This is a genomic window from Afipia dichlorophenoxyacetatis (assembly GCF_055386385.1).
This window is the reverse complement of record NZ_AP029250.1, coordinates 3787269-3803386: the sequence shown is the minus strand read 5'-3', so window position 1 is coordinate 3803386 and position 16118 is coordinate 3787269. Positions and strand designations below refer to the sequence as shown.

Here is a 16118-nt window from a genome sequence, read left to right as displayed (position 1 = left end):
TGAATGGATTTTTTTTCGAAAAAAAGCTTGCAGAGCCATTTTTTTCGAATTTATGATACGGCCACACAATATTCAAATAGAAGTCCGGCAGGTGGAAATATGCCCAAGCAAATCATCCAGCCAAGGGGAATGGCGGAAGCCGTGGGGCCGTTCTCCCGAGCCATCTTGATCGATGGGCATCTCCATATTGCCGGTACGACAGCGTTGAGCCACATCAGCGGCGACTATTACGAGCGCTTCGTGCCGCCCTCCATCGAAGAGCAGACGCGCTTGACGCTCGACAATATCAAGAAATGCGTCGAAGCCGTCGGCGGTACAATGGACGACATCTATAAAGTCGTTATCATGCTCAAGAATCCCGAAGACTATCGAAAAATGAATGCGGTGCGGGCGGAATACTTTCGCTCGTCAGCGACGATCAGCACGTGCTTTCGCGCAGAAGTCATGCGGCCCGACATCTTGGTGGAAATCGAGGCCGTTGCTTATGTGCCGCACGCCAAGCCTTCTGCCTCCTGAGATGATCGGAGATGCCGCACGCCATCGCAGTCGAGGTGCTGCGGAGGCTCTTTGATGTCGATCGAGCACGAGTCGTTGCTCGTCCCCGATCCTCCACACATGGGAAGCCTTATGAAATTTGTGACCTTTGAACTTGAGGGCACGGCGAAACCGGGACTGTGGCTCGCAGACGGCATTCTCGACATCGGACAGGTCGTCCCAGCGGCCGACCGCAACCTTTTCACGAGCGTGCTGTCGATCATCGCGAACAACGACAGAACGATCGGCATCCTGAAGCAGGTTCTCGATAGCGGAAGCTCTCCGCAGGGCGCGCTGATCGACGCGTCCCGTTGCCGCCTTCTTGCGCCCATCCCCCGGCCTGCCAAGAACGTCTTCTGCGTCGGCCGAAACTACATGGAGCACGTCGCCGAGGGCTACAGCGCCCAAGGTCTCGATCTTAAGCTGCCGCAGCATCCCCAATTCTTCACCAAGCCGCCGACGGCAGTGGTAGGGCCGGGTGCCGAGATCCGCTTCCAGGCGGACGTCATGGAAAAGCTCGATTACGAGGTCGAACTTGCTGTGATCATCGGGAAGACCGGCCGCAACATCGCTCCAGGCGATGCGCTGGATCATATCTTCGGCTATTCGATCATCAACGATCTCACCGCCCGCGATTTGCAGCGCCGCCACGATCAGTGGTTCAAGGGCAAGGGCCTCGATTCCTCGTGTCCCTTTGGTCCATGGATCGTCCATCGCGAGGAGATCTCCGATCCGCAGCAACTGACGATCCGGCTGTCCGTGAATGGCGAGCTCCGCCAGGAATCGACGACCGCGCAGATGATCTTCGATCTGCCGCGGATTATCACGGATTTGTCCCGCGGCATGACGCTTGAGGCGGGCGACATCATCGCGACGGGGACGCCTTCGGGTGTCGGCTATGCACGACAGCCTCCGAGCTTCCTGGTCCCCGGCGATGTCGTGCAATGCGAAATCGGCGGAATCGGAATGCTGACGAACCGCATAGCTACGTCGACGATGTCTTAGCATAGTCAAATTCATGTTGGGGGCGAATATGGCGAAGCAAATCATTCAGCCGAATGGGACGACAGAAGCTATCGGCCCGCGCTCCATACTCAAACGGAAGCTGGTTGTAACGGCGGGGCTTGCGGTCTTAGGGTTTTTAGTCGCGATGACCTCGACACAAGCTCGGGCAGAGACCTATCCGGACCGGCCGATCAAGCTGATTATCCCTTTGGCCCCTGGCGGTGGCACAGACGTCACGGGCCGCACGCTGGCCGACGCCATCGCAGCGGACTGGAAGGCGATCATCGTTCCGGAAAACAGGACGGGTGGCGGCACGACGATCGCCTCGGCTACGGTGGCACGGGCTCCGGCCGACGGCTACACGGTGTATGTCAACACGGCCAGCTTCATCATCTCCGCGCGGATGATGCCGAACTTGCCTTACGATTCGCAGAAAGATTTTGTGCCGGTGTCGCTTGCCGCTTCGTCGGACCACGTTCTCGTTGTGAGTGCGAAGCTGCCAGTTAAGACATTTGCCGAGTTCGTCGCCTGGGTGAAGTCCAGGAACGGCGACGCTACCTTCGCGTCGTTCGGCGCTGGCTCGTCGTCCCATCTTGGCTTCGAGCTGTTTCTGAACCGGTTGGGGCTGAACATGACGCACGTTCCCTACAAGGGAAATGCGCCGGCGATGACCGATCTGCTTGGAGGTCATGTCGATGCCATGTTCGCCGACCATGTCGACGAAAGCCTGAAGTCTGACAATCTGCGGATTCTCGCGATCGCCGGGTCAAAGCGTTCGCCGGAACTGCCGGACGTGCCGACCCTGCAAGAGCTTGGCATGAAGGACTTCGCCTCCCGCTCGTTCTACGGTGTGATGGTACGCTCCGGTACGCCGCAGCCGATTATCGACAAGTGGAATGCGGCGATTCACGCTGCACTCCAGGAGCCAGAGGTGCAGGCGAAGCTGCGTCTGCTGGGCATTGACCCGATCGGTTCAACGCAAGCTGAATATGCCGACTACCTGAAAGCCGAAGATGCGAAATACGGGGAAGCGTTGGCGCTCCCGGCGGTCGCAGGCGCCCTTAAGTAGGCGACGGTATAAGGCGCGGGTTTGCTGACCAATTTGCGCTCTATCGCGTTCTGCTGCCCAAAGGAGTCGATAAAGGGCAAGCGGCGTACCCGCGCGAGCATTTTCTCCCAATGCGCCCGTGCAGAGACCACGATGCTAACACGCGCCCGTACCAAGGATCCGGCCGTTGGTGTGTGTATCGAACGGAATTGACGACACTCGCGAGACTGTGACTGCGAAAGGAGAGGGCGCCCGAGTTTGTCACGAAACAGTCAAGCCAACGCAGATAGAAGGACCGCTTACGCGTATGCCTGCAGTTGGGGAGTGGTGAGTGATTGTTCGAGCGTGCTTGGTTGTGGCGTTTTCTATTGTCATGGCCTTGGCTGTCCAACAGACCTTTGCGTTTCCGGTTGACGGCAACCAAACGACTTTACCCGCCGGAAGTGAGTTGAACGAGGATGCGCTCGATCTTCCGCGCGAGGTGTTTCATTCCGAGGCCATGGGAGGTCGCAGGTCGCATCTGGTGAACCTCGGAGATATGGCATTCAACGCGCCCAGTATTCTGGGGGGCGCGGCGCGGCAGGCAGGGATCAGTTGCGGCACGTGCCACGTCAACGGCGCATCAAATCCCAAACTATTCATCCCGGGGATGTCGACCCGGCCCGGCAATTTTGATACATCCGGCGCTCTGTTCAACCCGAAAGCAAACAATCTCGCTCTCGATCCGGTGCGAATCCCGAGCTTGCGTGGCGCGCGCTACCTTGCGCCTTACGGAAACGACGGGCGAACAGCATCGCTGCGCGATTTCGTCCGCAACGTTGTCGTGGTCGAGTTCGCGGGCCCCGAGCCATCTCCAGCAATACTTGATGCCCTGGTGGCCTACATCCAGGATATCGATTTTCTGCCCAACCCGAGTCTCGGCCCTGGTGGAAAGTTGACCACTGAGACGAACGATGCAGAACGTCGCGGAGAGGTGCTTTTCCGCAAGCCTTTCCCGCATGATCCCGGTCTCAGTTGCGCAGGCTGCCATGATCCGGCGAATGCCTTTCTCGATCACAAGCAACACGATATCGGGACGGGCGGTTTGTACAAGACGCCCACTTTATTGAATGCGGATTTCAATGCGCCTTACTTTCACGATGGGCGGTACGATACCTACGACCAGGTGGTGGGACACTTCGACAACAAATTCGAACTCGGGTTGTCGGCTCAGGACAAGGCAGATCTCGTTGCCTATTTGACCGCTGTCGGAGACGGCGTGCAGGCCTATGATCGCGATGGTGCGGCCACCCGGCTGCAAGAGATCTCCGGCTTCGTCAGCGTTCTGGCGAAAGCAATTCCGGAACACGACAACGCCACCATCGACCTCGTGGTCGATACGGTGGGCGGTGAATTGCGTGAGCTCACCGAGCGCGTACCGGATCGAAAGAACACCATCGTGTCGGGAGGCGTGAAGCAACGCAATCTCGCGCGCATGGCTCTCAAGGAGGTCGTCCTGACGTTGCGGCGCATTGGTGACGATGCCGCGTCCGGAGATTACAATGCCGCGACTGCTGAATACAGAACCTACGATCGACTCATGAACGCTGCAGTACCGGCCATCGTCAACACCGCGGCGCCATGGTCGTTATTCAACCCGGTCGTGCACGACGCGCACTACGCGGCGCTGCGACGGCTTCTGCAGCCGGATAAACAGCCCTCAAAGCAAGCCGACTGAGTACGCGCCGGTCGCGCGCAACCATCACATCCTGACGACTGCCGACGATGTGCGAGCGCGTGTCAACAGTGCATCATGCGCGCGGCGTGATGTGCATGCGCGTCGTTATGTCGCGAAGCCGTGTCATCATTCATTCGCAAATGCTGCAAGAATTTGAGCGGGTACTGTCATCGATTGCGACTAGGACGTGCGGATCGTTCGTCTTGAACGACGATTACTCTTAGAAAGATAGACGCATGCTCCCACACACGTTTCGCGGAAGGAGCCGGCTGCGAATGATCGCCGGTGTTTCTGCAACCGCACTCATAGGCCTTGGCGGCGCGCTGCTGCCCCACGGTGAAGGCAATTCTGCATTCGCCGCCAAAGCGGCAAAGGCGGAAGCAGCCGCCACATCAAAGCCGGAAAACATTGCCACCGAAACACCGATCAAGCACATCATTTACATCGTCGGCGAAAATCGCAGCTTCGATAACGTCTTCGGTACGTACAAGCCGAAGAATAATCAGAAGATCTGGAATTTGCTCTCCCAGGGCATCGTCAATGAGGATGGCACCCCGGGCAAGAATTTCGCCAAGGGTCAGCAGTATCAGATGACAGCGAGCGCTGGCCGGTTTGTCCTGAGCCCGCTCCACAAAAGCCCTTACACGTTCTTGCCTGTGCCAACGATTTCATCCGCACAGCCTGCGGGTGTTGGTGTCGAATTCGGCATCGTCGATGCACACGGCAATCCGACCGCGGCGTTCCCAGAAGGCGATCCTTCTTTGCCGCTCGATGACCAAATCACTCTCGCGACGGGCGGTACCGGTTCAATTCCCAAGAACGGTCCGGATACCCGTATCCCGGGCGTCAATCGTTTGCCCGCGGGACCTTTCCAGCAGACCGGTCCGACGCTGGCCTATGACGCGTATGAGGGCGACACGATCCACCAGTTGTTCCAGATGTGGCAGCAGAACGACTGCAGCATGAAGAACGCGACGCCGGAGAATCCAACCGGCTGTTTGCACGATCTTTATCCGTTCGTCGCTACCACGAACGGGACCTTGCCGACACAGACGCCGACTGACGGCGGTCAGGATATGGCTTTCTTCAACATGACGACCGGCGACGCACCGATCTTCAAGGCGCTCGCCGACAAATACACGCTGTCGGACAACTTCCATCAGGCGATCATGGGTGGGTCCGTGACCGGCGCCATTGGAATTGCCTATGGTGATAACGCCTTCTACAGCGATGCGAAGGGCCGTCCGGCGGCTCCTCCCGCCAACGGCATCCATAACGCGAACCCCGTGATCGGTAGCATCAACACCTACCAGAACAATGGGACGTGGGTGAATTGCAGCGATCCGAACCAGCCCGGCGTTGGCGAATTCCACACCTATCTCGCGTCGCTTCCCTATTTCGTCGGCCCGAACTGTGCGGCGCATACGTACTACCCGACCCGCGACGCCGACCCGCCATATGACGCCAGCGGCGCGTTAGTGCCGGCAACGTCAACGACGCTACCGCCGGTGCTTCAGCGCCATATCGGCGATGCACTGAACGACAAGAATGTCTCGTGGGCATGGTACGCTGGCGGCTATGATTCCGCGGTCGCGGTCGCCGGGGGCGCCACCGACATCTTCAATCAAGTCATCCGGGCCGGATATGGCGATCATACCAATCCGTTCCAGTACTCGAAGTCGGTCATGGCGGATGCGAATGCGCGTGCAGCGCATCTGAAGGACGTCTCGAACAATCTGTTTGATGACATCGACAGCGGAAATCTGCCCGCGGTCACCTTCGTCAAGCCGGACGGCGCGCTTCAGGGCCATCCCGGCAGCGGCAAGGTCAGCCTGCTGGAGGAATTCGTCCAGAACGTCGTCGATCACACAACGGCCAATAAGCAGTTGTTTGCCGATACCGTCATTATCGTCTCGTTCGACGAGAGCGGCGGCCTGTATGACAGCGGTTTCATTCAGCCGCTCGATTTCTTCGGCGATGGCCCGCGCATGCCGATGTTGGTGATCTCCCCGTACTCCACGGGAGGCCACGTGTCGCATTCTTACAACGACCAGGTTTCGGTCTTGAAATTCATTGAACGGAATTGGCACCTCGACAAGATTTCGGATCGCAGCCGAGATAACCTGCCAAATCCCGTCATGGATCAGACGAACCTGTGGGTGCCAACGAATATGCCGGCGATCGGTGATCTGTTCGACATGTTTGATTTCACGCAGGCCGCATCGCAGTGATGATCATGTAGGACACATCGGTCCTGCACTGAAAGATGAAGCAAGAGTAGCGCCGGTCGGACCTTCTGGTTCGGCCGGCGTCTTCTTTGGGAAGCATGGTGTTCGCTCGTTTCCTCCGCCTTTGGAGGTTTTCAAAGGCTTAGAGCAATTTAAACATTTGAGTGGGAGTGAGAGGGTATACGAAGGGTACCCAGGATAGAACAGCGTAGAATCGGCGGCTGAGAAATGTCCATCGATGTCGATAATGGGCCGGACTTCGGCGACTATAAAAAAGACTTCGTCACCTCGAGGGACGGGACCACGATAGGCTATCGACAACTGGGCCATGGTCCAGGGCTCATTCTTGTGCATGGTGGCATGAAGTCGTCGCAAGACTTTATGAAACTGGCGGCAAGCCTTTGCGATACATTCACAGTGTACTTGCCGGATAGGCGCGGGCGAGGCATGAGCGGAGCGCACGGCGATCACTTCAGTGTCATGCGAGAGGTCGAAGACATTGAGGCACTGATGGCCAAGACGGGAGCCTGTTCTCTCTTTGGCTTGAGTGCGGGTGGTCTTGTGGTGCTAAAAGCCGCTTTAGCCAATTCCGAGGTTCAAAGGATCGCCCTCTATGAACCGCCGCTGTCTATCAAAGGCTCAGCTCCTACAGGCTGGGTTTCTCGATACGAGCGTGAACTGGCTCAAGGGAAAACAGCGGCCGCCGTCGTCACGGCTCTGAAAGGCATCGGCACCGAGCCTTTGTTCAGCAGGCTACCGCGATTTATTCTCGTACCTCCGATGGCCCTGATCATGAAATTGCAGCGCGATCCACCGGGCGATGACGTAACAATACGCTCGTTGATCCCCACGATGCGCTTCGATATGCACATCGTGAGCGAGATGACGGACACGCTGCAGGACTATCGGCTCCTTCGGACCCCAATTCTTCTTTTGGGAGGTGGAAAGAGTCCTTCTTTCCTGAAGGTGGCGCTTGATGGGCTTGAGGCGACGTTGCCATCCGTCACACGTAAAACGTTTCCAGCGCTCGGTCATGACGGTCCTGAAGACGATGGGAGGCCGGAGCTGATAGCCAAGGAACTACGGCAGTTCTTCCTTGCCGATCAACACCTGGCTAACTCTCCTGCCACGAACGTTTAGTGTGTCGGGCGCATCGCGCGAACCACGTGATGGATGACATAACGCTTCACAGGCGAGGGGGTGCCAACCTCTCTGCAGAGATCAAGGCATTGTCATAAGGCGGCGGTTGCCATTCGGAGCACGTCAAGGCAAGGAAGTTGGATTATCTGGAAGGCGTTCTCCGATTTTAGCCAGTGCACTTGTGCCATGGTATCGTAGGCGTCCTCCATAACAGGAGACAATGTGGTGGAGCATACAGCAACTGGAGAATTCGACGTTCAGCTGACACCGATTGGAGCTGCCGATGCGGTTGTCGGTAGCATGGCGATCAGCAAGACATTTCGCGGCGACCTTGCCGGTAACAGCACCGGTCAGATGCTTGCCGTTCGCACTTCAGTGAGCGGGTCGGCTGGCTATGTGGCTATGGAGCGAGTATCGGGCACCCTTGCGGGGAAGAGCGGAGCGTTCGCGCTTCAGCACAGCGGAACGATGGACAAAGGCACGCCCACCTTATCCGTAACGGTCGTGCCGGATTCAGCGACTGACGATCTGGCTGGACTTATTGGTTCGATGACAATCAAGATCGAGGGCGGAAAGCACTTCTACACCTTCCAGTACGCGCTGCCGCGGTAAGCGGCGGTTGGCTTCGTTGCTTTCCGATCCGAGGCGGCTCGTTTACGAGGCGGTGAGGTGTAACCGCTGATCTCCGGCGTCATCATCAATGAATCACATAAAGTATAGGTCGTCGCCTTCGGTCGTGACGGTGACGGTCTGGACGCCTTTTGACGGCTGTCCGGGTTCCTCGATACTCATCCTGAGATTTTCGCCGATTCCGTTCATGAGACGCTTCCGGCTGTGTGTATGCCACCGCCAGCCGACCGGAACTGGCAGAGCACAGCATTGACTGCTTTATCCTCCGTGACAAACGCTTTCAGAGGCTTTTGTCTAGTCGGTAAGGATGTAAAGTAGGCAATCCTTCGGAAGATCCTAACCATCGCTCGTAGCGATGGAGGGAGCTCCCCGCTCGCGTTAGCTCGCTCACCATGAACCGCCTTCGCTCAGTATGCGACTAAGGGATGTTTTGTCATCTCCGTGCCGCCACTGGCACTACAGTTCATGCAGGGGTCCATGAGCACCACGTTAATTCCTGCCGAAACCGCCATTGCCTGCTTCTTTCCGGAAGGGGGCGACGATGTCTACCAGTGCTTTTCCGCAGCCTTGGGCATGGACCAAAATGCACTGGTGCTGCTTACCGAGGGCGATCTCACTCTGGGTACTGAAGGATTGCTGCAGACCGAGCGGTTGGTCCCCGAATTGATCGATACAATGGGAGCGAAGGACCATCTCGTTGGCATCGTTGTCACCGGCAATCTGATCGCGCCGAAGGCAACGCTTCTCGAGCCGGATATCGACTGGTCGCCACGGATCAAGGTATTCGGAAATCTCGAGGCGAAAAATCTTTGTCTCGGCGGCAGCATCGTCGATATCGGTGGCGATCTCATCGCCAACGGCACGGTCTTTGGTTTCTACAATCACGGCACCCTGCGTGTGGCAGGCCGCACACGCGCCGATGTGTTGCTGTCGGCCGACTACACGATGAAATTTTCGGGAGAGGTCACGCGCCGGTTTACTCTAGGCTCCGTCAGCCGGATGAACATTCCAGCCGACTTTGCTGACGCGACACTTGGCCTCGTACTTGATCCGGACATGCTCGATTCTTACGGCAGCTTGAGGGACGGCGAAATCATCACGCGGTTGTCGTCAGGCGGCAGCATCCTCAAACCCGATATCGAAATCGGCAGGGCGTCGGAACCGAAGCTCAGCAAGGCCGGGCGAGAAAAGCTCGACGCAATTGCCGCACGCGCAAATCGCGGAGAGATGATTACGGAAATCAATTTGATCGGTTGCGATCTGAGTTTCGTTCCTGAGGACATTCGCGCGTATCGGGAATTAAGCGTCCTCCGCTTGTCGAAGAACAACATCAAGGTTCTGCCGGACTGGCTTGGGTATTATTTCCCGATGCTGGAAGTCCTGACGGCAGAAGACTGCGGCTTAACGACAATTCCGGCGGAGCTTGCCGTTCATCCTGGATTGCGTGAGCTGAATATCTCTTACAACAAGATCGACGGCTTGCCTCTTGGTCAAGGTGCGTTTCCGGCCCTTGAAAAGCTGGTGATCGGACGTGGATGGTCGGATGACCATGTCGAGTTCGTCGCCAACCTCGATCTGGCCCAATTTCCGAAACTGCGCGCGCTCGATCAAGGCTTCAGCAATTTGCCTGGGCTCGTTTTCGGTGCAGAGGCACGACTATGGAACGCTCCTACGCTGGAATACCTCGATTTTGGAGCCATTTTCGATGAGGCCGTGCCGGAGGGGCTTATCCAAGCGAGTGGTCTTCGCGGGATGTCATGCTCAGTCGCATCCCGGGCTGTGCGATCAGCCATCGACGTTTTTTCGAGGCTTTCGCAACTTGAAGTGCTGACGCTGAGTTACGGCAGCGAACTGAGGCCGAGCGAGGTCGTCGCTCTGCAGAACGCACTACCCGGCGTTTACCTTCGGATCTATCCCGACGCTCTATCCGATGTGACGCGGGACGACCGCGGCGTGTTGTGCAGGGAGCTTACCCGTCACCTGTCTCGACAACATTTTTCTGACGCTGTTGCTGTCGCCGAACAGCTCTTCGCGCTCGTGGACCTTGATCGCCCGGGGTTGCCGGTCGAATTGTTCGAGAGCGCCATGCAGGATCGCATGCGCGCGCTCGCGATCCGTGCGGCAGACGAAACTGATCCGGCCGCACGTCGCCTTATGATGGAGCAATCGGCGTCATGGGCCGATCGCGTGCTGGCGCAGCTGCCGAAGACGCCCGATGTCGTCTGGTGGACCGGCTGGAGACTGGGTTTGATACGGCTCGATTGCCTGTTGGCGAAAGCGGATAGTCTGCTCGATCTCGGTACGAGGGGTGCGCAAGAAGAAGCGCGAGCTCTGCTTGACGTCGCAACGTCAGAGGCCGAGCGGCATGCCTCGGACCGGATGCAATGGCTTTGGGAGACGCGCCGCCGCATTGGCCTGCGCAGAGCGAGGCTGGTCTGATCCGATTGCGGAGTAGCGTCTTCAGTCAGCAAATCCAGCCTGGAACAGTGGCGCCAGCACCAGCCGCTCGCCATAAGAACGTCACTCAAGTTCAGCGGTCCTTTCTCCCGAAATGATCCGTTTGGTCATCGCATTGCACCGAGCGGGCATCAACGGCCCGTTTTGTGCGGGCTACTCTCATGCGCGTTGGTAAACATAGGAAGCCTGCTATGCGGATGCACGACTGGAATAAATATCGGCAGCAAGTTCTCGCCGGTGTTGGCGAAATTGCGAAACTCAGTCCCGATACAGTGAAGGGGTACGTGGCGCTGGGCGGCGCCGGCGCGAAGACGGGGCAACTCGATGCAAAAACGCGCGAATTGATCGCCCTTGCGGTCGCGGTCAGCCTGCGTTGTGACGGGTGTATCACCGTGCATTCTGCGGAAGCCCGTAAGCAGGGAGCCACCAAGGAAGAAATCGCTGAAGCACTTGGGGTGGCAATCAGCGTCAATGCCGGGGCAGCTCTTGTGTATTCCACCCGCACCATGGACGCATTTGAGGCTGCCGCTGAGGTGTGACGTCCGACATCAAGTTCGTCCGAAATCGCCGGTCCGCTCATTGAGTTGGATCGGCAATCGGGCTGTTCAGTGAAGGAGATTGTTTGGATTGAACAAAGCGGCTTGCCATCGTTGCGCGATTATGTTCTTGTTTTGTTCTATAGATATTTCGGAGTGCGTATCATGTCCGAACAGCTTTCTTTTCTGGAATCCGAAGTTCCGCAGCGTTTATCCGGCGAGCGTGATTTGCTTGATGCTCTGTTCTTCGCACTCGTCCCCTCGGTGGCAGACTTGCCCTGGATCATCGATGTTATTGAGCGCTTGCGTGCGGGAGTAGGCCTGAGAGGCAATCCGCTGTCGCCCAAGTGTCTCCATGTCTCGCTGTTCGGTCTCGGCGTCTATTTGGGACTTCCAAGAGAGATTGTTGCTGCGGCGAGAGCAGTTGGTGCGGAGGTTTCGGTATCGGCCTTCGACATGATCTTGGATCGCGCGTTGACGTTTCGTCGTCATCAGACAACGCACCCGTTCGTCCTGCGCCCCAGCGACGAGATCGCAGCTCTAGCAGAGCTGCATGAAGCCCTCAAACTCGCCATGCTGCGATCGAGTCTTAAGAAGTGGGCCGCTTCGAGCTTCACGCCACATATGACGCTCTCGTATGATGAGCAGATCATCATCGAACATGTCGTTGAGACGGTGCGGTGGCGTGTCAGTGAGCTGGTGCTCGTTCACAGTCTTCGCGGTCGAGGCCCCGGCCGAAATGAACACGTTCATCTCGCGCGATGGCCGCTGCAATGAATGTGCGAATGGCTGGTCGCGGAATTTCAAAACATTGATTGAAGAAACGGCAGTCCTGAGACGGCTGCCGTTTCTTGTGGTCAAAGTCAGCCCTTAGGCTGGTTCATTGCCCAGAGAACGCCGAACGGATCGCGCAGCTGGCCGTAGCGGTCACCCCAAAACATGTCGGCTACGGGCATCACGACTTCAGCGCCCGCATTCACGGCGCGTTTCCACCACGCATCAATGTCGTCGACTTGCAGCGTCAGATTGAATGCCTGCGGTTTTTGCAGTGAATGACCATGCTCAGGATAAGCGTCTCCCATCATCAGCGACGAGCCATTGATGTAGAGGTGGACGTGCATTGTGCGTCCCTTTTCGTCAACGGGATGAGCTACCGCGACTTCGGCGCCAAAGGCGCGTTGGTAGAAGTCAGAAGCTTTCATCGCGCCATCGACTTGCAGATAGGTGACAAGGCCGCCTCTTGTCGGGGGATTTTCCGCCATGGTTGTTGTCCTCTTTTGGGAGCGAGACGTCTATTTGCTAAGGTACGTTCTACCGACGTGCTCAAAGAACGTTCGGGCTGCAGCTCCAGTCTAGTACCCGCTTTCCGAAGTTCGTGACACGTCGCAGCAGCCACTTTGCGAACTTCGGAAAGCAAAGGGTACTAGCAACCCTATGATTCTAGTACCGCCTTCGATTTGAAGTCCCTGAAAGAGATCGCCGCACCTGATGCAGGGACTTCAAATCGGCGGTACTAGACTTAAAACATATCAGGCAAGCGAAGGGTGCGTCTCAAGTGACCATTACCATCTACGGCATCAAGAACTGCGATACGATGAAGAAGGCCCGCGCCTGGCTCGACAAGCACGGCGTCGACTACGGCTTTCATGATTACAAGGCGGAAGGGATCGAGAAGGAACGCCTTGCAACATGGAGCAAGGAAGTCGGTTGGGAAACGCTGCTCAACCGGGCAGGGACGACGTTCCGCAAACTTCCTGACGATCAGAAAGAAGGCCTGACGGAGAAAAAGGCGCTGGCCCTGATGCTCGGGCAGCCATCCATGATCAAGCGGCCGGTTCTCGATCTTGGTCGCGGACGTTTACTGGTCGGATTCAAGCCGGAAATCTACGAAAAGGCGATCGGAAAGTAGGCTCGGCCTGGCTTGTTGGCGAATGAGACGGGTGTGATGGTTTGTCGCATCTTGTCGTTGCGTTTGAAGCGGGCAGGTTAAGGAATTCTTGGAGACACCTACTCAGTGTATTGCCGATGGATTGCATCCATCAGTTGTGTAGCATTCGGCAATATCAAGGATTGGTCTGCCATGAATATTTTTACGAACCGTGCTTTCGCCGGTGTGTGGTGGATGCCACCACAAGCCCCCGCAGCCCCTAGATTTCTCGAGGCGGCCCCGGTCATGTCGCAGGAAGCGACTGCAGCCGCTATTCTTGGAGTAACGAACGGACCCGCTCCCACGAAAAACAGCATCGGTCAGTCTCCGGTGGTGCAGTCATTTCTGATGCACCTGCAGGAATTTGGCATGACGCACATTGAGGGAACTGACGGCAACGACAAGTTGTCGGGCTGGAGTGGAAGTCTCGTCGACAGTGGCGACGGTAACGATGTCATTGATGTCTGGTCCGGTAGCGTTGTCGACAGCGGGGCAGGAAATGACTCCGTGAGGGCATGGTCGGGGTCCGGCGTTTACGCGGGGTCCGGCAATGATCAGGTCGATGTCTGGTCAGACAGCGTCGTCGAAGGTGCCGACGGTGATGACATGATCCGGGCCTGGAGCAACACCGTTAGCAGCGGCGGCAGCGGCAACGACATCATCAGTGCCTGGTCTGACAGCCAAGTTAGTGGCGGCGATGGCGACGATGAGATCAAGGCCTGGTCAAACAGTCAGGTCAGCGGTGGGGCCGGCGATGACAAGATCAGCGCATGGTCCGACAGTCTGGTGGACGGTGGCGACGGCAATGACACCATCAGCGTGTGGAGCAATGGCAAGGCCAGCGGCGGAAACGGGGATGACGCTATCTCTGCTACCGTGGGCGGTTTTGTCGACGGCGGTGCCGGCAACGATACGATTAATGCGGACAATGGAACGGTCGTGGTCGGAGGCGCTGGTGACGATGTCATTCGGGCCAATCGCGGGTCCACTGTCATTTTCAATGCTGGTGACGGCAAGGACACCATTTACGCAGGGCTTGATACCACGATTCAACTCGGCGACGGTTTGACTGCGGACAAGATGCAGGTCTCGGTGTTGGACGGCGTTGCGACGCTTTCCTTCAATGACGGAGCAGATCAGCTTGCGGTGAATGTCGGCTTCGGGCCTGTCACTCTGGCTTTCGCAGACGGAAAGAACTTCCAGCTCGGCTGACGCCTCATGTTTGCCAACGAGACCACCGGCTGCAGTTTTCACTGCGACGTCTAAAATAAAGCGGTCCCGGACACCGTCCGGGGCCATTTTCGTTGCGAAAGCTCCTCGATGAGTATTCGCCCATGACTGTCCGTCTTGCGAGAAGGAGCGTTGTACCGTGCTCGTGCGGACGATGACGGTCAGCGCGCGCCGGTGTCCTGAAACCGCCGGAAAGCCTTTTTTGGCTCGTTATCAGCCGCAAAATACCAATTTTACACGATTTTTCTTGAGCGTTGCGACAATCTGGCGCAGTTTCGCCAATCTGTGTATCCCCCTGACATTCATTCTTTCTGATCAAGGCCCATCGCAATGACCGTGACTGCCTCCGCGCCCGCGCAAACCTCTACGCGCTCCCCTTGGTACAGCATCCTGTATATCCAGGTGCTGATCGCCATCGCCCTTGGCGTGCTCGTCGGTCATTTCTATCCCGGCACAGGCAAGGCCCTGAAGCCGCTCGGCGACGGTTTTATTGCGCTCATCAAGATGATGATTGCTCCCGTCATCTTCTGCACGGTGGTGCACGGCATCTCGTCGATGGGCGATCTCAAGCGCGTCGGCCGCGTCGGCATCAAGACACTGTTCTATTTTGAAGTCGTCTCAACAATTGCGCTGCTGATCGGTCTTCTGGTCGGCGAACTCGTTCAGCCGGGAAGCGGATTCAACATCGATCCGGCTACGCTCGATCCGAAAGCTGTCGCGAGCTACGTGACCAAAGCCCACGAAGACGGCATTGTCGCGCACCTGATGGCGATTATTCCGGAGAGCTATTTCGGAGCACTGGCAAAGGGCGACCTGCTGCAAGTGTTGCTGGTGTCGATCCTATCCGGTTTTGCCATCGCCTTCATGGGCCCCGCGGGTGAGCCGATTGCGAAAGCCGTCGATATGGCGGCGAAAGTCTTCTTCGGTATCATCCGTATTGTCGTACGCGCGGCACCCGTCGGTGCATTTGGTGCAATGGCCTTTACTGTCGGCGCCTATGGCCTCGGCGCGTTGTGGAATCTCGCGGCGCTGATCGGCACGTTCTATCTGACGAGCGTTCTGTTTGTTTTGTTCGTGTTGGGCGCTATCGCGCGTTTCTCCGGTTTCTCGATTCTTCGCTTCATTGCTTACATCAAGGACGAATTGCTGATTGTCCTCGGCACCAGCTCATCTGAAACAGTGCTGCCGCAGATGATTCAGAAGATGGAGCGGCTCGGTGCATCACGTGGCGTCGTCGGTCTCGTCATTCCGACCGGCTATAGCTTCAACCTCGACGGCACCAACATCTATATGACGCTGGCCACGCTTTTCCTTGCGCAGGCGACGAACACGCATCTAACGATCTGGCAGGAACTCGGAATTCTCGGCGTTGCTATCCTCACATCGAAGGGGGCATCGGGTGTGACGGGCGCTGGATTTATTACTTTGGCCGCAACGCTTGCGATTGTTCCGGATATCCCGATTTCGTCGCTCGCGATCCTCGTCGGCATCGACAAGTTCATGAGCGAATGCCGTGCACTCACGAACCTTATCGGCAACGGCGTTGCGACAGTCGTGATCAGCCGCTGGGAAGGTGAACTGGACAAGGACAAGCTGCACGAGGCGATGTTGCATCCCATCGAACTCGGCGAGGAAATGGAGCACGTCCGCGCCTGACGCGCGGATA

At 57.3% G+C, this 16118-nt stretch carries 14 protein-coding genes; 13 read left to right on the top strand and 1 reads right to left on the bottom strand.

Annotated elements, in window-relative coordinates:
• The first annotated feature begins 3 nt into the window (after positions 1-3).
• From ACZ5C3_RS17825 to ACZ5C3_RS17780, 10 genes are all read left to right on the top strand, one after another.
• Positions 4-516 carry a RidA family protein gene (locus tag ACZ5C3_RS17825; protein ID WP_464031741.1) on the top strand — a complete coding sequence of 171 codons (513 nt, stop codon included), beginning with the start codon at positions 4-6 and terminating at the stop codon, positions 514-516.
• Between the two features lie 111 nt (positions 517-627).
• Positions 628-1539 carry a fumarylacetoacetate hydrolase family protein gene (locus tag ACZ5C3_RS17820; protein ID WP_464031739.1) on the top strand — a complete coding sequence of 304 codons (912 nt, stop codon included), beginning with the start codon at positions 628-630 and terminating at the stop codon, positions 1537-1539.
• 28 nt (positions 1540-1567) lie between these two features.
• Entirely contained in the window at positions 1568-2608 is a 1041-nt protein-coding gene (locus ACZ5C3_RS17815) for a Bug family tripartite tricarboxylate transporter substrate binding protein (protein WP_464031738.1), read from the top strand.
• 310 nt (positions 2609-2918) lie between these two features.
• Positions 2919-4304: a cytochrome c peroxidase gene (locus ACZ5C3_RS17810; RefSeq protein ID WP_464031736.1), complete on the top strand. Its 1386-nt coding sequence runs from the start codon at positions 2919-2921 to the stop codon at positions 4302-4304.
• A gap of 275 nt (positions 4305-4579) precedes the next feature.
• On the top strand, positions 4580-6535 hold the full coding sequence (locus ACZ5C3_RS17805) for a phospholipase C (RefSeq protein ID WP_464031735.1): 1956 nt from the start codon (positions 4580-4582) through the stop codon (positions 6533-6535).
• A gap of 225 nt (positions 6536-6760) precedes the next feature.
• Positions 6761-7672, top strand: coding sequence for an alpha/beta fold hydrolase (locus ACZ5C3_RS17800; RefSeq protein ID WP_464031733.1), 912 nt, complete (start codon positions 6761-6763; stop codon positions 7670-7672).
• Between the two features lie 225 nt (positions 7673-7897).
• A complete protein-coding gene (locus ACZ5C3_RS17795; RefSeq protein WP_464031731.1) occupies positions 7898-8284 on the top strand; it encodes a DUF3224 domain-containing protein in 387 nt (128 codons plus the stop codon).
• A 495-nt stretch (positions 8285-8779) separates the two neighbouring features.
• Complete coding sequence (locus ACZ5C3_RS17790) at positions 8780-10741, top strand: leucine-rich repeat domain-containing protein (RefSeq protein ID WP_464031730.1); 1962 nt, start codon at positions 8780-8782, stop codon at positions 10739-10741.
• Between the two features lie 209 nt (positions 10742-10950).
• Positions 10951-11298, top strand: coding sequence for a carboxymuconolactone decarboxylase family protein (locus tag ACZ5C3_RS17785; RefSeq protein ID WP_464031728.1), 348 nt, complete (start codon positions 10951-10953; stop codon positions 11296-11298).
• Between the two features lie 162 nt (positions 11299-11460).
• On the top strand, positions 11461-12072 hold the full coding sequence (locus ACZ5C3_RS17780; RefSeq protein ID WP_464031727.1) for a 2'-5' RNA ligase family protein: 612 nt from the start codon (positions 11461-11463) through the stop codon (positions 12070-12072).
• Positions 12073-12158: 86 nt separating this feature from the next.
• Here ACZ5C3_RS17780 and ACZ5C3_RS17775 read toward each other — a convergent pair whose 3' ends face one another.
• Entirely contained in the window at positions 12159-12557 is a 399-nt protein-coding gene (locus ACZ5C3_RS17775) for a VOC family protein (protein ID WP_464031725.1), read from the bottom strand.
• Between the two features lie 293 nt (positions 12558-12850).
• Here ACZ5C3_RS17775 and ACZ5C3_RS17770 point away from each other — a divergent pair, with 293 nt between their 5' ends.
• The 3 genes from ACZ5C3_RS17770 to ACZ5C3_RS17760 all read left to right on the top strand — a co-directional run bounded on the left by ACZ5C3_RS17770 (position 12851) and on the right by ACZ5C3_RS17760 (position 16108).
• The gene (locus tag ACZ5C3_RS17770; protein WP_464031723.1) at positions 12851-13204 is read left to right on the top strand and encodes an ArsC family reductase; all 354 of its coding nucleotides are present in this window, start codon (positions 12851-12853) and stop codon (positions 13202-13204) included.
• A 171-nt stretch (positions 13205-13375) separates the two neighbouring features.
• The gene (locus tag ACZ5C3_RS17765; protein ID WP_464031721.1) at positions 13376-14434 is read left to right on the top strand and encodes a calcium-binding protein; all 1059 of its coding nucleotides are present in this window, start codon (positions 13376-13378) and stop codon (positions 14432-14434) included.
• Between the two features lie 348 nt (positions 14435-14782).
• Complete coding sequence (locus tag ACZ5C3_RS17760) at positions 14783-16108, top strand: dicarboxylate/amino acid:cation symporter (RefSeq protein WP_464031719.1); 1326 nt, start codon at positions 14783-14785, stop codon at positions 16106-16108.
• Positions 16109-16118 lie beyond the last annotated feature (10 nt).